Source organism: Gallaecimonas aegicerasi (assembly GCF_045291545.1).
GTDB lineage: Bacteria > Pseudomonadota > Gammaproteobacteria > Enterobacterales > Gallaecimonadaceae > Gallaecimonas.
Window position 1 is genome coordinate 16,588 of the sequence record NZ_CP149514.1, and the last position, 21,145, is coordinate 37,732.

15 protein-coding genes are annotated in these 21,145 nt (G+C 57.4%); 3 read left to right on the forward strand and 12 right to left on the reverse strand.

The features are described 5' to 3' along the window. Positions 1–105: 105 nt before the first annotated feature. The 3 genes from tusA to fadB all read right to left on the reverse strand — a co-directional run bounded on the left by tusA (position 106) and on the right by fadB (position 3,775). Complete coding sequence (gene tusA, locus WDB70_RS00060) at positions 106–357, reverse strand: sulfurtransferase TusA (RefSeq protein ID WP_406665387.1); 252 nt, start codon at positions 355–357, stop codon at positions 106–108. Between the two features lie 85 nt (positions 358–442). After that, positions 443–1,606, reverse strand: a complete 1,164-nt coding sequence (gene fadA / locus WDB70_RS00065; RefSeq protein ID WP_406668122.1) for an acetyl-CoA C-acyltransferase FadA — start codon at positions 1,604–1,606, stop codon at positions 443–445. Positions 1,607–1,624: 18 nt separating this feature from the next. Next, on the reverse strand, positions 1,625–3,775 hold the full coding sequence (gene fadB / locus WDB70_RS00070) for a fatty acid oxidation complex subunit alpha FadB (RefSeq protein WP_406665389.1): 2,151 nt from the start codon (positions 3,773–3,775) through the stop codon (positions 1,625–1,627). 218 nt (positions 3,776–3,993) lie between these two features. Between fadB and pepQ the strand changes: the two genes are divergently transcribed. Both pepQ and WDB70_RS00080 read left to right on the forward strand, forming a co-directional pair. Beyond that, complete coding sequence (gene pepQ, locus WDB70_RS00075) at positions 3,994–5,313, forward strand: Xaa-Pro dipeptidase (RefSeq protein WP_406665391.1); 1,320 nt, start codon at positions 3,994–3,996, stop codon at positions 5,311–5,313. 38 nt (positions 5,314–5,351) lie between these two features. Further along, positions 5,352–5,945, forward strand: a complete 594-nt coding sequence (locus WDB70_RS00080) for a YigZ family protein (protein WP_406665393.1) — start codon at positions 5,352–5,354, stop codon at positions 5,943–5,945. On the opposite strand, the gene pelG is transcribed toward WDB70_RS00080, so the two are convergent. The 7 genes from pelG to WDB70_RS00115 are packed head-to-tail and all read right to left on the reverse strand — an operon-like array spanning position 5,929 to position 17,593. Next, complete coding sequence (gene pelG / locus WDB70_RS00085) at positions 5,929–7,296, reverse strand: exopolysaccharide Pel transporter PelG (RefSeq protein WP_406665395.1); 1,368 nt, start codon at positions 7,294–7,296, stop codon at positions 5,929–5,931. The two genes, WDB70_RS00080 and pelG, sit on opposite strands and share 17 nt — an antisense overlap. Beyond that, on the reverse strand, positions 7,284–8,792 hold the full coding sequence (gene pelF, locus WDB70_RS00090; RefSeq protein WP_406665397.1) for a GT4 family glycosyltransferase PelF: 1,509 nt from the start codon (positions 8,790–8,792) through the stop codon (positions 7,284–7,286). The genes pelG and pelF overlap by 13 nt, the downstream gene beginning before the upstream one ends. Further along, positions 8,785–9,777, reverse strand: coding sequence for a hypothetical protein (locus WDB70_RS00095; protein WP_406665399.1), 993 nt, complete (start codon positions 9,775–9,777; stop codon positions 8,785–8,787). The genes pelF and WDB70_RS00095 overlap by 8 nt, the downstream gene beginning before the upstream one ends. Continuing rightward, a complete protein-coding gene (locus WDB70_RS00100) occupies positions 9,774–11,072 on the reverse strand; it encodes a PelD GGDEF domain-containing protein (RefSeq protein WP_406665401.1) in 1,299 nt (432 codons plus the stop codon). The genes WDB70_RS00095 and WDB70_RS00100 overlap by 4 nt, the downstream gene beginning before the upstream one ends. Further along, complete coding sequence (locus tag WDB70_RS00105) at positions 11,069–11,584, reverse strand: hypothetical protein (protein WP_406665403.1); 516 nt, start codon at positions 11,582–11,584, stop codon at positions 11,069–11,071. Before WDB70_RS00105 ends, WDB70_RS00100 begins: the two co-directional genes overlap by 4 nt. A 16-nt stretch (positions 11,585–11,600) precedes the next feature. Next, on the reverse strand, positions 11,601–14,891 hold the full coding sequence (locus WDB70_RS00110) for a tetratricopeptide repeat protein (protein WP_406665405.1): 3,291 nt from the start codon (positions 14,889–14,891) through the stop codon (positions 11,601–11,603). Further along, on the reverse strand, positions 14,888–17,593 hold the full coding sequence (locus tag WDB70_RS00115) for an endo alpha-1,4 polygalactosaminidase (protein ID WP_406665407.1): 2,706 nt from the start codon (positions 17,591–17,593) through the stop codon (positions 14,888–14,890). Before WDB70_RS00115 ends, WDB70_RS00110 begins: the two co-directional genes overlap by 4 nt. Positions 17,594–17,795: 202 nt before the next feature. On the opposite strand from WDB70_RS00115, the gene hemG reads away from it, so the two are divergent. Beyond that, on the forward strand, positions 17,796–18,350 hold the full coding sequence (gene hemG, locus WDB70_RS00120; RefSeq protein ID WP_406665409.1) for a menaquinone-dependent protoporphyrinogen IX dehydrogenase: 555 nt from the start codon (positions 17,796–17,798) through the stop codon (positions 18,348–18,350). Here hemG and WDB70_RS00125 read toward each other — a convergent pair. Both WDB70_RS00125 and trkA read right to left on the reverse strand, forming a co-directional pair. Then, positions 18,316–19,758 (reverse strand): TrkH family potassium uptake protein, encoded by a 1,443-nt coding sequence (locus WDB70_RS00125; RefSeq protein WP_406665411.1) that lies wholly within the window; start codon positions 19,756–19,758, stop codon positions 18,316–18,318. The genes hemG and WDB70_RS00125 overlap by 35 nt on opposite strands. Before the next feature lie 9 nt (positions 19,759–19,767). Next, a complete protein-coding gene (gene trkA / locus WDB70_RS00130; protein ID WP_406665413.1) occupies positions 19,768–21,144 on the reverse strand; it encodes a Trk system potassium transporter TrkA in 1,377 nt (458 codons plus the stop codon). Position 21,145: the final 1 nt, after the last annotated feature.

Genomic DNA, 21,145 nt, shown 5'->3' on the forward strand with positions numbered 1-21,145 from the left:
GGCGTTCTTGCCAGAAATCAGTGTAAGGCCGCCAGTATAACGCGCTTTGCTGCCGGATTTGCAGCGATCTTGCGGGAATACTGAGCGGTAAATGTAAGTGTGTGCTTACTGTTGCGCCAAACCCTTTTTAATAAGGTAGCGGAAGGGGCGAGCAGCGGTTTCCTGGGCCACCAAGGTGTGGTCCATAAAGCGGCAGAAAGACGGAATGTCGCGGGTGGTGGCTGGGTCGTCTGCCAGTACCAGCAGGGTCTCACCCTCGGTCATTTTGCGGATCTTCCCGCGTACCAACATCACCGGCTCCGGGCAGCGCAGGCCCAGCACGTCCAGTTCGTAGTCAGCAGTGGCAAAGTCGCTCATCGATAGACTCCGGTGCAAAAGTGGCTGAATTTTACCTGAAAAACAAAAAGCCGGCCATGAGGCCGGCTTTTTAAGAGAGCGGCTGTTAGACCCGCTCAAAGACCGTGGCAATGCCCTGGCCCAGGCCAATGCACATGGTAGCCAAGCCCAAGGTGGCGTCTTTGGACTCCATCAGGTTCAGCAAGGTGGTGCTGATACGAGCGCCGGAGCAGCCCAAGGGGTGGCCAAGGGCAATGGCACCGCCATTGAGGTTGACCTTCTCGTCAGCTTGGTCAGCCAGCCCCAGATCTTTGACGCAAGGCAGCGACTGAGCGGCAAAAGCTTCATTGAGCTCGACCAGATCGATATCGTCGATGCTCAGGCCGGCCCGCTTGAGGGCCTTTTGTGAAGCTGGAACTGGGCCGTAACCCATGATTGATGGGTCGCAACCTGCTACCGCCATGGACCGTACCTTGGCCCGAGGCTTGAGGCCCAACTCTTTGGCACGCTCAGCAGACATGACCAGCATGGCACTGGCGCCATCAGAAAGGGCGGAAGACGTACCGGCAGTAACAGTACCGTTGACTGGATCAAAGACCGGGCGCAGAGCTGCCAGTGACTCGACGGTGGTTTCTGGGCGGATAACTTCATCGTAATCAATGAGTTCCAGTGAACCCTCGCTGCTATGACCGAGGGTGGGCAGAATTTCGTTTTTAAAACGACCTTCTTGAGTTGCGGCCCAGGCACGTTGATGTGAACGGGCGGCAAAGGCGTCCTGCTGTTCACGGCTGATACCATGCAGGCGGCCCAGCATCTCGGCGGTCAAGCCCATCATGCCAGAGGCCTTGGCGACACTTTTGGACAGGCCCGGATGGAAATCAACACCATGATTCATCGGCACATGCCCCATGTGCTCAACACCACCAATGATGAATACATCGCCCTGGCCAACCATGATGGCGCGGGCTGCATGATGCAGTGCATCCATGGACGAACCACAGAGGCGGTTGATGGTGGTGGCGGCTACCTGCCTGGGCAAGCCTGCCAGCAGCGAGGCATTGCGGGCAATGTTGAAACCCTGCTCCAGGGTCTGCTGCACACAGCCCCAGAGGACGTCTTCAATTTCATTGGGATCTAAGGCGCTGTTGCGTGCCAGCAAGCCTTTAATTAAATGGGCAGACAATTCCTCGGCGCGGACGTTACGGAACACGCCGCCCTTGGAGCGGCCCATGGGAGTGCGGATGCAGTCGACGATGACAGCTTCTTTAATCATGTTCGTTCTCCGTCCTTATTGGCCGTAGTAAGTTTTGCCGTTGGCAGCCATGTCACGCATGGTGTCGGTAACCTGATAGAGCTCGCCGAGGTGAGCGTACTGGTCTGCCAGGGCGACAATTTTATCCAGGCCAACGGTGTCGATGTAGCGGAATACGCCGCCGCGGAATGGCGGGAAGCCCAGGCCATACACCAGGCCCATGTCGGCTTCTGCCGGGCTGGCGATAATGCCTTCTTCCAGGCAGCGCACGGTTTCGATGATCATCGGCAACATGGTGCGGTTGATGATTTCGTCCGGGCTGAAGTCATTGTCGGCTTTGACGACGTCCTTGAGCAGGGCATAGCTTTCGTCAGGGGCTTCTTTTTTCGGCTTGCCGCGTTTGTCTTCGCTGTAAACGTAGAAGCCTTTGCCGTTTTTCTGGCCATAGCGCTCGTTGTCGTACATGACATCAATGGCGTCGCGCTCGGTTTTACCCATGCGACTGGGGAAGCCTTCGGCCATTACCGCCTGCGCATGGTGGCCGGTATCAATACCAACAACATCCAGCAGATAAGCGGGGCCCATTGGCCAACCGAATTGTTTTTCCATGACCTTGTCGACAACCTGGAAATCAGCGCCGTCGCGTACCAGCAGGCTAAAGCCGGCGAAGTAGGGGAACAGTACCCGGTTGACGAAAAAGCCGGGGCAGTCGTTAACCACGATCGGAGACTTGCCCATTTTCGCGGCATAGGCGACAACGGTCGCCACTGTTTCGTCTGAGGTGTTTTCACCACGGATCACTTCTACCAACGGCATCCGGTGTACCGGGTTGAAAAAGTGCATGCCGCAGAAGCGCTCGGGCTTTTTCAGGCTTTTGGCCAGCTGATTGATGGAAATGGTCGAGGTATTGGAGGTCAGTACGGCACCGTCGCCGGCTACTGCTTCCACCTCGGCCAGCACATTAGCCTTGATCTTCGGGTTTTCCACCACCGCTTCGACAACCAGATCCACACCCTTGACACTGTCATAGCTGAGACTGGGGATGATGTTATTGAGCACCGAGGCCATTTTTTTGCCATCAATGCGGCCACGTTCCAGCTGTTTGTTCAGCAGCTTGGAGGCCTCCGACAGGCCCAGTTGCAAGGCCTTGTCGTTGATGTCTTTCATAACAATGGGGGTGCCGGTGGAAGCGGACTGGTAAGCGATGCCGCCACCCATGATACCTGCGCCCAGTACGGCTGCCTTATCGACCGTTTTCGCAGCCTTGCCGGCTTTTTTGGCTTTCCCTTTGATCAGCTGGTCATTGAGGAAAATGCCGATCAGGGCCGTGGCTACGTCAGTCTTGGCCAGTTTCACAAAACCCTGGTTTTCGATGGCCAGTGCTTCATCACGGCCCATACGGGCTGCTGCCTCAATGCCTTTCACGGCGGTCATCGGTGCCGGGTAATGTTTACCTGCTTGCTGCGCCACCATCCCGGTAGCGGTGCTAAAGCTCATGCCGGCTTCCAGCTTGTTCAGATGCAGCGGGGCTTGCTTGTCCTGGCGGCGCGCCTGCCAGTCAAGTTTGCCGGCAAGGGCGCTCTTGGCCATGGCCAAGGCGGCATCAAGCAGCTTGTCTTGGGCTACCACGGCGTCTACCAGGCCCAGTTGCAGGGCTTTGTCGGCCTTGTTGTCTTTGCCGGTGGTGATCAGTTCCATGGCGTTGTCGGCACCAATGACGCGCGGTAACCGTACCGTGCCGCCAAAACCGGGGATCAGACCCAGTTTGACTTCCGGCAGGCCGATACGGGCCGTGTTGTCAGCAACCCGCAAGTCGGTGGCCAGAATGCACTCGCAGCCGCCACCCAGGGCAAAACCGGTAATGGCTGATACCGTCGGCATAGGCAAGTCTTCAAGCTTGTTGAAGATAGCGTTGGCCTTTTGTACCCAGGCCAGCAGCTCAGGCTCAGGCAGCTTGAAGGTTTCAAGAAATTCGGTGATGTCGGCGCCAACAATAAAGGCCGATTTCGCGGATGCCAGCACCAGGGCCTGGACGCCGCTGCTGGCCTTGATGGTATCCAGTGCCGCATCCAGCTCGGACAGGGTCTGGCGGTCAAATTTGTTTACGGAACCCGGGGCGTCAAAGGTCAGTACGGCAATGCCGTCTGACTGCAGCGCCACCTTGAGATTGTCACCTTGGTAAAGCATTTGGCGTTCTCCCTTTGTGCCAGTGGGGCAGGTAGGTGGTCAAACCAGTCAAGGCATGATGGTAGCAAAATGAGCAGATTGCAACAGCCAATTCAAACATCCGTTTAAGCGCGGTTTCGGTCTGCCCCGGCCTCCTGACCGCTGGGCGGCTGTGGCTTGGGGACGGTCCGCGGGCAATGGTAGGATGAGCGTTTCCCATCAACCTGACGGTGAATAGTATGGAACATCTGGCAGCCCTTTACCCCGACCATCTGGCCGAGTTGCAACGGCGTACCAAAGCGGTACTGGCGCGCAGCGGTTATCAGGCCCTGGCTATTCATGGCGGCCAGCCGCTGGATGTGTTTCTTGACGACATGCACTATCCGTTCAAGGTTAATCCCCACTTCAAACACTGGCTGCCGGTTACAGACAACCCCCATTGCTGGCTTATCGTCAATGGTGAAGACAAGCCGAAACTGCTGTTCTTCCGGCCGGTTGATTTCTGGCACAAAGTGGCAGATGTACCGGCAGACTACTGGGCAGAGCATGTTGAGATTGTGCTGATTGATTCACCGCAAGCAGCTGCTCAGGCGTTACCACAGGATAAAAACCGCGTTGCATATATTGGTGAACACCTGGAGTACGCCAAAAGCCTCGGCTTTAGCGACTGTAACCCGGCGCCAGTACTGAACTATCTGCATTATCACCGTGCTTACAAAACCGATTGGGAACTGGCGTGCCTGCGTAAAGCCAATGCCATTGCCGTAAAAGGTCATATGGCGGCCCGGGCCGCTTTTTATGCCGGTGGTAGCGAGTTTGCCATCAATCAGGCTTACCTGGCGGCCACCGAACAGGGCGACAATGATATGCCCTATGGCAACATTGTTGCGCTCAATCGCAATGCTGCCATCCTGCACTACATGCACTTTGATCGGCAGCCACAAGAGCACAGCCGCAGCTTTTTGATTGATGCCGGTGCCAGCTTTAATGGTTATGCCGCCGATATCACCCGTACCTATGCCCGCGAGGATAACGCCTTTGCCGAATTGACTGCGGCAGTGGCTAAGCTGGAACAGGAGCTGGTGGCACAACTGACACCGGGTAAGATGTATGCCGAACTGCACCACCAGTGCCACCTGGGTATTGCCGCTATTCTCAGGGACTTTGACCTCATCCGTTGTGATGCCCAGACCGCATTGGCAAGTGGTATTAACCGCGCCTTCTTCCCGCATGGTCTGGGGCACCACCTGGGGCTGCAGGTACATGATATGGGCGGTTTTATGGCCAATGATTTTGGTGACCGCCAAGCTCCACCAGCGCAGCACCCCTTCCTGCGTACGACCCGTAAGGTTGAGGCTGGCAATGTGCTGACCATTGAGCCTGGGCTGTACTTTATCGATAGCCTGCTGGCCGATGTGAAAAACGGTGAACATGCCGAGCAGGTTAACTGGGAGAAAGTCGAAGCGTTCAAGCCGTTTGGTGGCATTCGTATCGAGGATGACGTGATCGTTCACCATGACCATGTCGAGAACATGACCCGCAAACTGGGACTGGCCTGATACAAGGGCGGGGTTTCACGTGAAACCCCGCATTCACTATGAGTTACCTCATTCCGGCCGCCCCGGCCGAGCACACGGAACTGATCAAAAAAAGCCGTTTTATAACCCTGCTGGCGCATACCCCGGGGCTTGCTGCCGCGCGGGCGTTCTGGCAGCAAGCCAAGGATGCACACCCTGACGCCCGGCACTGGTGCTTTGCGGCCGTGGCTGGTGCTCCCGGTGATGGCCAGCAGTTTGCCATGAGTGATGATGGTGAGCCGGCCGGCACCGCCGGCAAACCTATGTTGGCGCAGCTTCAGGGTTCCGGTATTGGTGAAATCAGCGCCGTGGTGGTGCGTTATTACGGGGGTATCAAGTTGGGCACCGGAGGCCTGGTGAAAGCCTATGGCGGAGGTGTTGGCGCGGCTTTAGCGGCGTTGCCCAGGCAGGTGTTCGTGCCGCAACAGCTGCTGGAGTTGACACTGGATTACCCCCAGCAACCGCACCTGCAGCGGTTACTGGCGGAATTTCAGGGCCAGTGCCTGAACAGTGATTTTACCGCCACGTTGCGCTGTACCGTCTCAGTACCGGCGGTGGCCGCCAGCGACTTTGCTGCCCGTGCGGCACTGGCCGGGATCAGCGTTGCAACATAAAGGTTTCGTATTCCAGCGATTCAAACTGCCTTGATAGCCAGACCAGGCCAACCATGGTGCTGATCACCGTGGCCAGGGCAAAGCCGTAACCGTAATAGTGTGGCCCTGCCAGAATCGATAGGTAGGTCAGCAGAGCGTTACAGAGCATGAACAGGCCGGTAATGGCCATGGCGCTGTAGCGCTTGTCGAGGTAGAACATGACGTTCAGTATCGACAGCAACACCACCTGTACGCCGACCCCGACTACGTCAATGTAGAGCAAGGTGGCGTAATGCTCGTCAATGCCAATCAGCTTCAGGAGCTTTTCACCCCACAGCAGCAGTAATGCCATGGTGATGCCCTGGATCTTGAAAATGTCGTAAATACCGTTACGGGCGGTGCGTACCATGTCGTCTTTGAGGTGGTAGATTTCCTGTAGCGAAGCGCCCTCGCGTACGGCGTTATAAAAGTTGTCGTAGCGCTCGGCAAAATCGGTTTCCATACGCACTAGAAAAACCGCCATGCCAGGAATGATGGACAGATACGCCAGGAAAATTGGAAAGTCATAGATGGGACTGGCCCGCAGGGGGCCAAGAATAGCCACCGAGGTGCTGGGGTAATACCAGAACAGGAATTTATCGGCCCATACCCCGACGTTATAGAACAGGCCGCAAAAAAACAGGCTGTAGAACACCCGACGGTGATCGAGAAAGTCAAAGCGGATCAGCTGGTCGCCCGGGTAACGCATGGTAATAAACACCAGGAAGGCAATCATCAACCCGGCTTCGCCAATGAAAAAGGCGAGCAGTAGACCGTCCATCTGCCAGTGGCGCAGGAATAGGGACATGACCACCATCAGGCCGTAACCACTGACCATGGTGCCGAGAATGACGCGGTACTCTTTCATCCCAGACAGAAAAATCACCGCCATCCACTGATTACACAGGCTGATAAAGGCGCCGGCCATCAGCAGCCGTTCCACTTGTGATAACGGAATGAAAGACCAGGCGCCAGCGACAAACAGCAGCGCAAACAGTGTCACCACCAGCATGGCACCGAGCAGGTTCGGTAACACCCGGTCATTCTTGCGCAGGAAAAACAGGTCAGAGACATAACGGGTCAGCAGCAACTGCAAGCCGCCGGTGAGGATCAGCGAACTGGCCATCATGTAGGTGACGGAGGTCAGGAACTGCACAATCAGCGCCTGCGGGATCACAAAGCCGAAACTCATGATACCGATGATAAGCAGAGCGAGGATCGACAGCACCCAGGGGCCGGAACCAATCAGGCCGGCATAACCGTAGGCTTCAAATACCGACAGCAGGGTATTTTTGTGGAGGATTTTGCGGATCTCAAAACCTATTCCGGCCATAACATGCTGTCCTTGTACAGTTGCAGGTAGCGTTCAAACATCAGCGACTCATCATAGTAACGGCGTACCCGCGCCAGGCCGCTTTGCTGCAGGTGTTGCCAGCGCTTGCTGTCGCTCAGCAGCCGCACCATGGCACTGGCTGTGGCCCCAGGTGTGGCAATGGGCACCACTTCGCCAGCAACACCAAGGCTGTGATCGTCACCCGGGTGGCCTTCAATAATTTCCCGGCAGGAGCCTACATCGGTGGCCAGTACCGGCACACCGGCTGCCATGGCTTCCAGCAACACCAGGGGCTGTGCTTCGGAAATGGACGTCAAGGCAACCAGCCCCAGCTGCGGCAGGATCTCAGTCACATCCTGCATCCCCAGAAACTTCACTCTGCCGCCCAAGTCCAGGCTGTCGACCAGTAATTGGCATTCGGCGACATACTCTTTGTCTTCCTCCAGCGGCCCCACTATCCAGCCTTGCAGATCCGGCTTCGCCGACAAGGCCTCTTTAATGGCCCGAATAAAAGTCTTGATGTCCTTGATGGGCACTACGCGGCCAATCAGTCCAACTACCGGGGGAATATCTGGGCCACGTTTGGCCAGCGCTTCGACAAAGCGGCTGATGCGGATCCCGTTAGGGATCACCTGAGTGCGGGTGGCTTCGGCGCCGTCGCGGATCTGGCGCTGCCGGTTGCCTTCATAGAGAGAGACGATGGGGTTGGCGTAGTGGTAGGCGGTGCGCCCCAGCTGCTCGAAAAAGTGGATCCACATGCGGCGGATAAAGCCCATGTCGGCATTGAGGCTAGTGCCCAGCCGGTTTTCTGATTCGCGGATCCAACCGGCCTGGATCAGGTCAATCTTGCGCTCTTTGGTGTATATGCCATGTTCGGTAATGGCAAACGGCACATCATTGATAAGACTGGCGCCGGCGCCCAAAATTCCGGCATAACCCGTTGAAATAGAATGAATAAGCCGGGTTTTTGGCAGATCTCTGGCAATCTGCGTGATGGTGAACAGGGGCCGGTAGAGGTTGCGATAAGCCCAGAAAAAGTCCACGAAAGAAGGGTCATCACAGTAGGTCAGGTAGTAATCCGCTAACACTTTCCAAGACGCTTGCGAGTATAGAAAGTCTTCTTCACTGATCCCCTCTGTGGTACCCAGGGTCAGAAAAATGTGACGCAACAGCTCTTCTTCAATAGGTTCGCTACTGTCGCGAAAATACTGCTGCAGTGCTTGCCAGCGGGCAAAAAGCAGCTCGCTGCCCGGGCGGCTGGCGGGTTTGCTGTGAGTGAAATCGTCGCCCAGCATGTAATGCACCGACAGACCGGTAACATTTTTCGGCAGGGTATATTGTACCGGCCCGTAATGGCTGGGGTGGCCACCAAGAAAGACCAGTTCAAAGGTCAGCTCCGGCAGGCCGCTGATCATCTGGTGCACCCAGCTGGAAACGCCGCCGCGCACATAAGGATAGGTGCCTTCGAGCACCAGCAGAATATCGGCTTTAATCATGCCAGTACTCTCTTAATTGCTGTAGCGCACTGCCCCGTTGCTGCTGCGGCAGGTTTGCCAGGTAGGCTTTGCATTCGGGGTAACGGCGCTGATAGAAGGCCACTTCAGCCAGATAGGGCAAGACGTGGCGGCGGGCGATGCCGGATTGCTCGGCTTGCTCCAGGCAATCGCGGGCTTCCTGAAGACGCCCTTGAGCGAGGTAGATACGACCGAGGAAGACGCGGGCGGCTTCTGACGGCCGCTGCGACAGGCTCAGCCGGGCATAGTGGGCGGCCCGCGACAGCACGTACTGGCGCAGCTCCCCTTGGGCCAGTCCCAGGTAACTGAGTTCCCAGTAGCGGTCTGCCAGTTGTCGCTGAATACGCCAGTGCTGGTGTTGTTGCTGCTGATCACGAAGACTGTGCTGCAATTCATGGATCTGCTGGTTAATAGCATTTTCCTTGCCATCAAGCAGGGAATAGGCCAGCAGCCGCACATCATCTTCCAGGTCAGTCAACGCTAGGCGCAGAATAGGAATAGCTTCTTTATCCGGCATGTTGCGGGTGGCCATGACGGCGGCCAGCCGTTTGTTGGGTTCGACGGCGTGCTTGAGTATGGCGCGCAGGCCACCGAGGGAATACACCGGCCGCCGGGATATGGCCAGTGGCTCGAAGGGCAGATCCGGTATCGGGTGCTCGTCAAAGTCCTTGTCATGGTAAGGGCGAGGTTTGTGCAGGGCATACAGCAGCAGCGCGCTGATCAAGATCCCGGCCCCCGGCAAGCCGACTTGCAGCAAGAACAAAAACAGCCAAGATGACAGCACTGGCCGGCTGTACCGCGTCGGCAGCAGTCGTACCACCAGCAGCGCCATCAGGGCGCTGGCTGCCAGATGCATGGTCAGTGCGGCCGCTAAATTGCCGTAATCGTAAGGGTTTTGTCGAAGCACCGGCCAGATGGCAGCCTCCAGCAGTACCGCCGGTATCACTCCCAGCAAGGCAATGATCATGCGCCCCTCAACAGCCGTTCCACGGCGTCATGATCGGCCGGTAAGGCCAGATGTTCAGTGGTCTCAATCCCCAATGTCTGCAGATCCTGGCCCAGACGTTCCTGGCACCAGGTATTGACGCGACTGACAAAGCCCGCCTGATCCAGCTCATCTGCCAGCGGCATTAACAGCAGCAAGGAGCGTTGGCTGGCGTCAAAGAGGTAAATATCGAGGCCGCGACGGGTGGCGGTGAGGTGTTCAAACACCCGTATCGCCAGACTGTTTTCGCCACTGGCTTGCACCCGCAGCAGCTGTGCCGGAATGCCATAGCGGCTGGCTTCACGCTGCGCCCGTTTGACCTGAGCCTGGAAGTACGGCATTTCATCTGGACCCATCACCGGGTTAGCCAGGGCATGGCGCAGCAGGTCGCCAACATGACCGGCCATGACTGCCAGCAGCGTCAGAGTGGCTTCACGCAGAGCAAAAAACTGCACCTGCTCGACCAGGATCACGCCATAGAGCTGGTCGTTGACGTCGGTCAGTGGGATAGCGACCTGATAACGGCTGTTTTCCGCCCGTTCCATCATCTGGTTAACTGAGAACAGCTGACCTTCTTCAAGCATTGCCAGCAGCATCGGATCTTGCGACTCGGGCGTACCCATTTGCCCGACCTTGGCCAAGGGTTCTTTAACCAGATGACCATTGTTGACGGCATAAAGGCCGGCGGTTTGCAGGCCGCCATACTCTACAAACAGCCGCAAAATCGGCTGTGCGACTTTTTCCAAAGAGCGGTCCTGTAACTGGCCAATGGCCGAGCGCACGGCCTGCAGTGACTCCCGCAGACTCAGGGCATGGCCAGCCAGCATTTGTTCCAGGCGGTCATGGGAGGTGCGCAGCAAGTGATAATGGCGGGTAAAGGTTTCCAGCCGGTCGCGTACATAATCCAGCTGCAGGCGTTGCTGTTCGTTGGTTTTGTCCCACAGATCACGGAACTCACCGGCTATCATCGTCACCAGCACGTAGCCGATCATGGTGCTAAAGGGGTATTGCTCAAAAGTGCTCAGCGATTCGGTGCGTACCAGCAGCAACTGCATGGCGATTAAGACCAGCACACTGGCCAGCCCTTTGGCGAAGCCGTAACGCAGAGCCACTAGTAAAGGCCCCAGCATAGGCCAGCTGAAGTCGCCGTGGTGCCAGAAGGGATCATCCGGGCGCAGCCAGGCCGGCAGCGCCAGCGCCAGGGCGGTGAAGACAATCACTTCAAACCAGGACTGCGCTTCGCTGACCTGCCTGGGCCGGCGGAATGAGGCTTTCATTTTCCGGCCTCAATGCCGTCGAGCAGGTCGTCAATCACGTCCTGCGCTGTTGCGGCCAGGTTGTCGCGGCCCCAGCCGGAGCGGGCAATGGTGCCGGTCCAGACGGGGGTGTCATCGCCCACTTTGGTCAGGTTCAGGGTAATGGCGACCACTGGCTCTCCGTCCAGGCCGGCTTTATAACGCCATTCCTCAATGGTGCCGCTGAGCACGTAGCCGACCGTCTGCTTGGCAAGCCATTGCTGCGCCTGGGTTGCCCGGTACTGGTCATCCAGCGGCGGCAGGCCTTTTTGCACTAGGCGGGGGTAGCGGGCCAACTTGGGCAAGCCACGCTGCTGCCAGAGGCTGGCCAGAATATCCTCGGCCCGCTCACCGGCCAACGGTGTCTGGGCATGATTGACCAGCGGCATCATGGCCACTTTGGTACTCGGTGGCAGCGATACGGTATCGCTGACCCGGCTGGTAGTGCAGGCGCTGAGCAGCAGCGCCAGGCAGGGCAGTATGAGCCGGAACATAATTTCTCCTTAAACCCTAAAAATGAAAGTAGTAGCCCAGAGTTAACTGGGTATCGGCAGCACCAACACGGTTGCTGCTTTGGTAACTCAGTTGCAGTTTTAGTAAATCGTCCCCCAGCAGTGACCAGCCAATGCCGCCAGTAACAGCGATATCTCCTTGATGTACCTGCGGCTGATAACCGACACTGATATCCAGTAGCCAGGCGGGTTCGGCGCCCAGGTGCGGAGGGGTTAATTCAGCGCCGGGGCCAAAAACCGAGCCAATGGCAAAGCGGCGGAATGACTCCAGTGTCACTTCCCGGCCCGGTTGGCCGGGAATAGGCAGAGGTGGCTTATCAGGGAACTTCTGCCAGGTAGCGCTGGTATAAGCGGTCCAGCCGGGGCGGTCCTTGAGCACGGCGAACTGGTAGCGGCCGTCAAATTGCTGGCCGCTGCCCAGCGTCGGGCCGTTACGTAGTGCCAGGGTCAGTTCTGAAACGGCTAATTGCAGTTGCTGGCGGCCATCCAGTTGGTATTGCCCCCACAATTGCCATTGCCGCTGCTCGCCAAACGCCAGCAAGTTATCTGACTGGCGGCTTTCGGCACCGTCGTCGAAGCTCAAGCCCAAAGTGGTGCGGTTATCCCACTGATAATCGGCGCCAAGGTGCAAACCCGTGCGCTTTGCTATCACCCCCTGGTGATGATCAACGCCAGCATTGAGGTGCCAGCGACCGAGTTGCCAGTCTCCTGCCAGTGCCAGCAAAGCGCCGTTATTGCCCTGGTTACGCTGATAGCCGGCACCCAGGTGCCACTGGCCCTCGGCAAACGGCAGGTACAGATCCATGCCCCATTGGCTACTGTTCAGGCCGGCTTTGGGTTGCCAGCTAAGAGCCAGCGCCCGGAAGTGATGGGGGCGGGCGGCCCGGGCCAGATCCAGCGCATCCTCGCTGGGTAGGCCGGTAATACGCGCTTGCCAGCGGCTCATGGCCCGATAGGGGCGGCGTAGATAAAGCCAGGCGTTCACCTCATCCAGTGGTGTCAATGTGCCGCTGCGGGCGAGCTGGTTAACGTCGTGGAAACGACCGTCGTGCATGGCCAGCTGTAACTGTTGCCAGGCTTCCAGGTGGCGAGCGCCGGTACGGTGCAGCCACCAGCTGGCGACAGCCTGGGAGGGTGCCATGGGAGCCAGGGTGGCCATGGAGAAGTGACCGTGCAGTGCGGGCAGGACCTGCTCACCTTGCCAGCGCAGCATCAGCTCGGCATAGGCGGTGTCGTCCTGAGGCAGCTTCTCCGCCAGATAACGGTCAAGGCGGTAAGCCTGATCCTGCCAGCCCATTTGCCGCATTACCTCTGCCAGGTTGGCCAGAACCGGTAGGTTGTCTGGCTGCTGCTGAGCAAGCAGATGCAGATAAAAATAAGCGCTGGGCCATTGTTGCAGGCGCTGGGCCAGGCTGGCCATTAACGGTGCCCACAGCAAAGAAGGAGGATCTTGCCGGTGTGCAGCAAAAACGGCTCGAATGGTTTGTTCGTCGTTGCTGGCCAGTGCCAGCCAGCCTTTGCCCTGCAAGACATCGTCGTTGGTGGGGTTGAGATACTCCGCTTTACTGAGCGCCTCGGCGGCCAGTGCAAACTGACGTTGATACTGGTACCACATGGATTGGTACAGCCAGGCTGTGGCCAAGGTGGAGGCGGGCGGCTGGCTGTTGAGGCGGGCGCTGAGGCGGCTGAAACTGTCGGCATCTTTGAGCTGCCAGGCCAGCTCGGCTATCTGATTACTGGTTTCGACAGAAACGGGCAGTGTCCACAGGTAGGCCAGCAAGCCAGGCTTGTCGTCGGCGTAGCGCAATTGCTGGTAACGCCGCTCAATTTCCGGGGAATTGATTCCCAGGCGCCGTAACTGCTGGTAGGCCAGCAGAGATTGTGGTTTGTCGTTCAATTGCCAGGCCAGTGTGGCCCGTAACTGCCAGAAATCTTGGTCATCACTTTTATTGAGCGTCTTTAGCACCCTAAGGGATTTCTGGGGTTGGCCTTTCAGCCAGAACGCACGGGCAAACCAACTCAGCGCCTGTTCGTCACGGGGGCCTTGGTAGTGCGGCCACAGGGCGATCAGGGCGTCCAGTTCGCCGAGGTTGTTATAGGTTTCAGCTTCCCATTGCTGGGTTTGTAAGGTCTTGCCCCATCGTTGCTGGTAAAAGCGAATGTCGGCCATCAACTGCTGTGGATCGCCCTGCCAGCGGTGGGCGTCTATCCATTGGTCGATCTGCGTGGCGCTTAGCCGCTGGTGGTGAGCCAGATAGCGAAAAATATGGGTGACATCGTCAAAGCGAAACAGGCCGATAGCGTCATGCAGGCTGCTTTCCACGTCCTTGATTTTGGCCTTGCCATGGCGCATCAGCCAGCGCATGTCGTAAAGTGCGCCACCGGCATCGTTGAGCCAGCGCTTCAGCTGCCAGTTTTGGTAGTACAGTTTGGCATTGTCCGGATCCCGGGCCAGTAGCTGGTCAGTAAGGCGCTGCGCTGTGCGGATATCACCGTTGGCCAGGCTAGCCTGCATGGCTTGTTGCAGCAGCTTGCGATCATTGGGATTTTTGGCCAGTAAGGCGCGAATGGCCCGCTCGGCTTCGGTGGTATCACCAGCCAGGCGGGCCAGCTGATAGGTCCGAGCCAGTTCGCCGTCACCATGCTTTTGCCACCATTGGTAGGCTTGCAACGGGCGGTTTGCCGCCAGCGCCGCCGTCACGGCATCATCAACATTACGGGCGTTGACCCGGCCCTGATACAAATCGGTGGCCCGGCCGGGTTTGCCGGCGGCCATCCAGAAGTGAGCGGCTTCCAGTACCCGCCCTTGTGTTTTCAGATAGCGAGCCACCGCATCATTCATGCCGGCAGCTTTGGCATATTGCAAACTCTCGTCATTCCAGATGCTGACATCCTTGAGGCTGTCCCTGAGGGTAGTCAGCAGCGGATCATCGGCTTTGGCGCCGGTATCCTGCCAGCGGTGAAACAGCAGCTTGCTATGCATGCGGGTAACGGCTGGGGAGGGGGGGAGTCCTCCTAACAGGTGCATGGCTTCAGCCCATTGGCCGGCTTGCAGCTCGACATCGGCCAGCTTCAGTTTCAGCTTCGGGTCGTTGGGGTTCTGGGCCAGAGCGGCTTTCAAGTAGGCCGCGGCCAGGGCGGCATCCTTTGGCTGCTGCTGTTCATGTTCAAAAAACAGCGTGCGGGGAAAGAGGATGTACAGCATCAGCAGGGTGACAACCAGCGTCAGCAAGGCGGCGGGCTTGGAAATCAGTGCCGGCCGTTTGTGGTCAGGGATACGCCGGTTCACTGGCTGGCCCCACAGTACAAGTGGCCGCGAAACTCCCCGTGCGGCAATACAAAGTGCGTCAGTTGCCCAACGCTCTTACCTTGATAATGCTGCCCTTTGTCACTGACTAACTGGCAGCCTCGGGCGTTGGCCAGCATGAGGTCGGCGGTACCAGCCCAGGCCTGAAAGTGAATGTGTCGGCCTCGCTGCCAGCTGTACAGCTGCACATTGGCATTAGCCAGATAAGGCTGCCGGGATTCCTGGCGGGGTTTGAGTACAACGCGGGCATCACCGGTGGGCAGGTGCAGGTAGCGGCCATCTACCGTCGTGCCAGCCAGCCCCTGGCTGCGATCAATATCAGCAAACCCCAGGGCTTTGGGCAGGCGCAGGGTGCGAATATTGCGGCTGCTGAGCAGCCAGTGGCCTTGCGCATCTTTGGCCAGGGCGGAAAAGTAAAAATCTCTGGCCATGCGAGCGTAATGACTCAGGTGCACCGGCGTATTGGGGTGACTTAGCACGTAATCATAAACCGAGCGCAGCGCTCCCAGACCTGCCGGGTTAGCACCGGAGTAGAAGTGGTAATAGATGGTAAAAGGCTTGATGCGCAGTGGTGCGCCGGTTGCGGCAAAGGTTTCCCGAACACGTCTGTAGCCATAAAAAGGCCCATGCCAGAGGTTGGTATAGACATTTTCATTCATCACCGGCGCGTAAATCTGGTACAGCAGCTCTCCCTCTGGGCGGCCAATGGGCCAGGCCATGCTCAGGCTGGGGTTAGTCTTCAGCAGTTTGGTATTACCGCCATTGACATTCAGCACGCCCATATTACGGGCCCGCAGCAGTGCTTTGGGGCCAGGAGCGGCATCGCCTGACCACAGCATCATCACTACTTTCTTACCGGCGGGAGCCAGGGTGTGGTTGATGTAATTGATAGAGCCGTCGATTTCCTTTTTAAGACTGACCTTATGGTAGCCGGGGATGGTCAGGTGTTCGCCATATTCGGTTTCACCACCGGTGCTGTGCTGGCGTCCGGCCAGCTCAGACCAGTTAAAAGGATGGCTGTAAGTGTGAGAGGCAATCTCCACCCAGGGTTTTTTGAAAATGTCCCGGGCAATGTCTTCCAGCTGTGGGCTGATCTTCGGGTACATGCCGGTAGGGCCCACTTCACCCTGAATGACAGACACGGTGATCGGCAGCTTATAGTGGTCAATGATTTCATTTTCGATCACCTGAGCGGCATAGGGCTGGCCGGGGAAGCGGGCCAGGCTGGGAAAACCGTCACCGTCGATATGGGCGGTCATGAGCCGTCGGCCGCTCTCAGTGGTAACATCTGGCGCCGGGATCGGTTGCAGTTTCAGGCCACGCTGGAGAATGGCCAGCGGGTCAACCACCCAGTGCGAATCACCATCTGGTAAATACTGCACCACCCACGGGGCCACCAATAGCAGGCCATCCGGGCCTTCGGTGGCTTGTTGCACGGTGGCGCCATTGGCGGCCTTGACTGCGATAAGCGACTGGCCTTGCTTCCCCAGGGTCAAGGGGTAAGGTTCGAGACTCGCCAAAGACGGATTCCCTTCGCCTTTTAGCCAGGCTGATTTATGCATTAACTGGTAGGGGCCGGGTGGTGTGCTGTCAGTCATCGCCGCCCCCAATCCCTGCAGCAATTGAGGATCTTCCGGGGCATCACCCAGTAACAGCAGCGGTAACTTACCCTGTATCTGGTGCAGCCAGTGCATCAGTTTTGGTTGATATAGTGCCGGCTCTTCTGCCCAGACAATGACTCCGGCATAAAGACCGGTGTCAGCTGGCGGTAGCGGGGACTTACTGATGTCAACGTAATCGGGAATATAACCGAGGTATTCCAGCATCGTGGCCAGGCGTTGGTGCACATCCAGGTTGATCAGGCTTTCGATGTTACTGTCGAAAGGGATCAGCACCTTTCTGGCCACCGGAGTCAGGTTCGAAGTACCCCAGGTCAGCAAGTGGCCATCGGCTACCCAAGGGGTAAAGCCTGCCTTGATGATATTGTCGGCCATGGCCCGGCGCTGGCCCGGCTTGGCATAGTCAATAACCTGCACCTTAAAACCCAGCTGCCGGGCTTTATGCAACTGCGCAAGCAACCATTTTTGACCGCTTTCCTGAGTGTGGCTGTAGCGGTCATCTTGCGGTTGGTAGTGGCTGTACAGGCCCTCTGCTACCACTGTCTCAGCTTTACCCTGTAATTGTGGCAGCAGTTCAAAACCGCGATTCAGTACCAGATGGTTATCAAATAGCCGCGCTAATTTTTGGATCAGGCTCAGCAGCGCCAGCTGCTGGGCTTTTTGTTGTGGGGCGGGTAATAACTGATAACTGTCCAGGGTGTCGAGAAAAAGTCCATGAAAGCCACGGACTTTCAACGCCTTAGCCTGGGTCAGCAGTTGCTGCTGCCAAGCCGTGCTGGTCAGGTCCATGACCTGGCTGTGCCAGTTGGGGTTGCTCAGCAACCCTTTGGCTCCGCTGGCGAAGGATTCGCCAACACTGAGATAGCCATAAGTACCGATATGGCGTTTGGCCAACCATTTCAGCTCAATATCGCGGGTGTGATCCGGCTGCACAACCACGCCGGGGTAGAAGGTCATTTCCGCCAGCGGTAACGGCTGACCATAGAAAAAGGCCAAACTGTGGCTGGTTGGTTTGGCAAGCGCAGGAAGGCAAAACAACAATGCCAGCAGCAGGTATTTTTTCATTTATTATCCCTTCGCCAGCATCCGTGCACCTGCTCATATTAATTAGGTTACGTCGATATTTTGACGCTGCCGTGTAGGGTAGTCAAATTATGTACTGTGACAATTTTGGCAAAATCAAGGTTTTACTGTCGTTGTCTGGTTTGCAGAACAGGTTGTTTATGGGGTACAAGGTGGCGATGAATATCGGCAGAAAAGAGCACGCATGACATCTTATACCTACCTGCTGGCCTATTCCTCCGTCGACGGCCAGACCCGCCAGATAATGCAGCGGATCGCCCGCACCTTACAGGATGCTGGCCATCAGGTGCGTTTTTGCGATATCGAGCGGCACGCACAGCCAGAATGGCAGGGTATTGACCATGTGGTGGTGGGTGGCGCGGTCCGTTATGGTGATCACCGGCCGGGCTTGTACCAGTTTGTCAGTGAGCAGTTAAGTGAGTTGACCGTGCGGCCCAATGCCTTTTTCTCGGTCAACATGACCGCCAGAAAGCCTGGCAAAGATACCCCAGAAGGCTCCCGCTATATTGAGAAGTTTCTGCAAAAAAGCCGTTGGCAGCCCCAGCAGTTGGCGGTGTTTGCCGGGGCCTTGCGCTGGCAGCGCTATGGCCTGTTCGACAAGACCATGATCCGCTTCATTATGTGGCTTACCAAAGGCCCTACCGATACCCGCCAGGACGTGGAGCTGACCAACTGGGCAGCTGTGGATGCTTTTGCTGCCAAACTTACTGGCGCCAAAACGCCGGTGTCAGCACCGTAACCACGGTCAGGATCTCCAGGCGGCCCAGCAGCATACCCAGTGACAGTAACCATTTGGCGCCGTCGGGCAGGCTGGCAAAGTTACCCGCCGGGCCGATAATCGTGCCCAAACCAGGGCCAACGTTGGTCACGGCGGTAATGGCAGCACTAAAGGCGGTGACCACATCCAGGTTCATCAGCCCCAGACCCAGCGTGATCAGCGCCACAGTGAAGAAAAACGCCAGTGAGAATGCCACCAAAGAGCGGATAATGTCGTCGTTTACTGGCCGGCGGTTATAGTTCTGCACCAGCACAGCATTGGGGTGAATGAGCTGTTTGAGCTGCAAATGCAACATGCCGGCGGCCAGCTGGAAACGGAATATTTTAATGCCCCCGGCGGTAGAGCCGGAACAGCCGCCGACAAACATCAGCAACATAAAGGCAGTGACCGCAAAGGGCCCCCAGAGGCTGTAGTCGGTCAGGGCATAACCGGTGGTGGTAACAACTGACACCACATTAAAAGCAGACATGCGGATGGCATCGAGAAAATCGGTGCCACGGTGAATCGTCAACCAGACTGCCAGCCCCACAGACACAAAGGTCAGAAACAGCACATAGCCGCGAAACTGCTCATCACGCCACAGGTTCCACTGGTTTTTACGAAATGCATTTACCAGCAGCAGGAACGGCATACCCCCGGTCATCATAAAGAAGGTGCCTACCCAATGGCTGGCCGGGCCGAAGTGGGCCATAGAGGCATCAGAGGTGGAATAGCCGCCAGTAGAAATGGTGGTCATGGCGTGGTTGATGGCTTCAAACCAGCTCATTCCTGACAGCCAGTAGCAGAGCAGGCACAGCCCGGTCAGCACCAGGTAAACATACAAGATGTCGCGGGCCAGGGTGCGGGTGCGTGGGGCGTTTTTGTCATTCCATTCCGATGATTCGGTACGGAACAGCCGCATGCCACCGACCCCAAGGAAAGGCAGCACGGCCACCCCCATAACAATAAAGCCAACCCCACCGAGCCATTGCAACAACGAGCGCCACAGCAAAATAGAGCGCGGCATGGTGTCGAGCCCTGACAGCACCGTAGAGCCGGTGGTGGTTATGCCGGACATGGTTTCGAAAAAGGCATCGGTATAGGTGATGTGCTCGACAAACACCAGCGGCAGTGCCGAAAAGCCTGATACCAGCACCCAGGTCATGGAGGTGAGCAAGAACATGTCGCGGACCTTGAAGCGGCCCATTTCCCGGCTGCCTTTGGCCATGCACAGCAACGCTGCGGCGTAGGTCAGTAAGGAGGCCTCGAAAAACTGCATGGTACCGGTTTCGCCTTCCCAGAAGGCCAGCGCAGTCGGCAGTAACATCATCACCGCCAGAATATTGAGGAAGGCGCCAATGATGAACAGCACGGGTTTGTAATTGAACATGGCCGTTACCTAGAAGAAGAGCGCGCTGGGTTGGAATAGTTTTTCCACAGCGGTGATGTGCTGCTTGTCGACCAAAAACAGGATCACATGGTCGCCACTTTCGATGACGGTGCGGTCATGGGCAATCAGCACGTCTTCGCCGCGCACAATCGCGCCGATACTGGCGCCGGGCGGTAGCTTGATGTCGGCCACCGCCTGCCCCACCACCTGCGAGGTATTGGCATCGCCGTGGGCGATGGTTTCCACTGCCTCTGCGGCGCCGCGGCGCAGACTGTAGACATTGACGAAGTCAGCCCGGCGCACGTGGGTCAGCAAGGCAGAAATAGTGGCGGTTTGTGGCGAGATGGCAATATCGATAGCGCCACCTTGAACCAGATCCACATAAGCGCTGCGCTGGATCAGCACCATCACTTTGTGAGCGCCCAGTTTTTTCGCCAGCATGGCCGACATGATGTTCACTTCGTCATCGTTGGTCACGGCGATAAAAACATCAGTCTGGTCAATGTGCTCTTCCAGCAGTAGCTCCTGATCGGAGGCGTCGCCGGTAAAGACAATGGTGTCAGAGAGTTTTTCTGACAGGTAGGCGGCGCGAACCGGGCTGCGCTCAATAAGCTTGACGGCGTACTTCTTTTCCAGCTGGCGGGCCAGACCGGCACCGATATTACCCCCGCCGGCAATCATGATCTTGCGGTAGGGATGTTCTAGCCGTTGCAGTTCACTCATCACGGCACGGATGTGCCCGGCGGCGGCAATAAAAAACACCTCGTCATCAGCTTCGATGACAGTAGTACCGCGAGGGCGAATAGCTTTGCCCTGACGGAAAATGGCCGCTACGCGGGTATCTACATTGGGCATGTGCTCGCGCAGTGTCGATAAGGCATTACCCACCAAAGGCCCGCCATAGTAAGCCTTGACGGCCACCAGGCCGACCTTGCCGCCAGCAAAGTCCAAGACCTGCAGGGCGCCCGGGTAATCCACCAGCCGGCGGATGTAATCGGTTACCAGCGACTCAGGAGAAATGATGTAGTCAACGGCGATGCCACCCTCACCGAACAGGCTGTCTTTGTTCTTGAGGTACTGACTGGCGCGGATCCGGGCAATTTTCTTGGGGGTACGAAACAGCGTAAAGGCGACCTGGCAGGCCACCATGTTGGTTTCGTCACTGCTGGTGACGGCGATCAGCATGTCGGCGTCTTCGGCCCCCGCCCGGCGCAGGGTTTCAGGGTGCGCAGCATTGCCCTGAACCACCTGAATATCAAGGCGGTCCTGCAGCTCGCGCAGACGGTCCAGATCCTGGTCAATGAGGCTGATGTCGTTTTCCTCGCTGACTAGGTTTTCTGCCAGTGTGCCGCCGACCTGGCCGGCGCCCAGAATAATGATTTTCATG

Coding starts and splice junctions, on each gene's coding strand:
- tusA (WP_406665387.1), bottom strand. CDS start 357: ATGAGCGACTTTGCCACTGCTGACTACGAACTGGACGTGCTGGGCCTG.
- fadB (WP_406665389.1), bottom strand. CDS start 3,775: ATGCTTTACCAAGGTGACAATCTCAAGGTGGCGCTGCAGTCAGACGGC.
- pepQ (WP_406665391.1), top strand. CDS start 3,994: ATGGAACATCTGGCAGCCCTTTACCCCGACCATCTGGCCGAGTTGCAA.
- WDB70_RS00080 (WP_406665393.1), top strand. CDS start 5,352: ATGAGTTACCTCATTCCGGCCGCCCCGGCCGAGCACACGGAACTGATC.
- pelG (WP_406665395.1), bottom strand. CDS start 7,296: ATGGCCGGAATAGGTTTTGAGATCCGCAAAATCCTCCACAAAAATACC.
- pelF (WP_406665397.1), bottom strand. CDS start 8,792: ATGATTAAAGCCGATATTCTGCTGGTGCTCGAAGGCACCTATCCTTAT.
- WDB70_RS00095 (WP_406665399.1), bottom strand. CDS start 9,777: ATGATCATTGCCTTGCTGGGAGTGATACCGGCGGTACTGCTGGAGGCT.
- WDB70_RS00100 (WP_406665401.1), bottom strand. CDS start 11,072: ATGAAAGCCTCATTCCGCCGGCCCAGGCAGGTCAGCGAAGCGCAGTCC.
- WDB70_RS00105 (WP_406665403.1), bottom strand. CDS start 11,584: ATGTTCCGGCTCATACTGCCCTGCCTGGCGCTGCTGCTCAGCGCCTGC.
- WDB70_RS00115 (WP_406665407.1), bottom strand. CDS start 17,593: ATGAAAAAATACCTGCTGCTGGCATTGTTGTTTTGCCTTCCTGCGCTT.
- hemG (WP_406665409.1), top strand. CDS start 17,796: ATGACATCTTATACCTACCTGCTGGCCTATTCCTCCGTCGACGGCCAG.
- WDB70_RS00125 (WP_406665411.1), bottom strand. CDS start 19,758: ATGTTCAATTACAAACCCGTGCTGTTCATCATTGGCGCCTTCCTCAAT.
- trkA (WP_406665413.1), bottom strand. CDS start 21,144: ATGAAAATCATTATTCTGGGCGCCGGCCAGGTCGGCGGCACACTGGCA.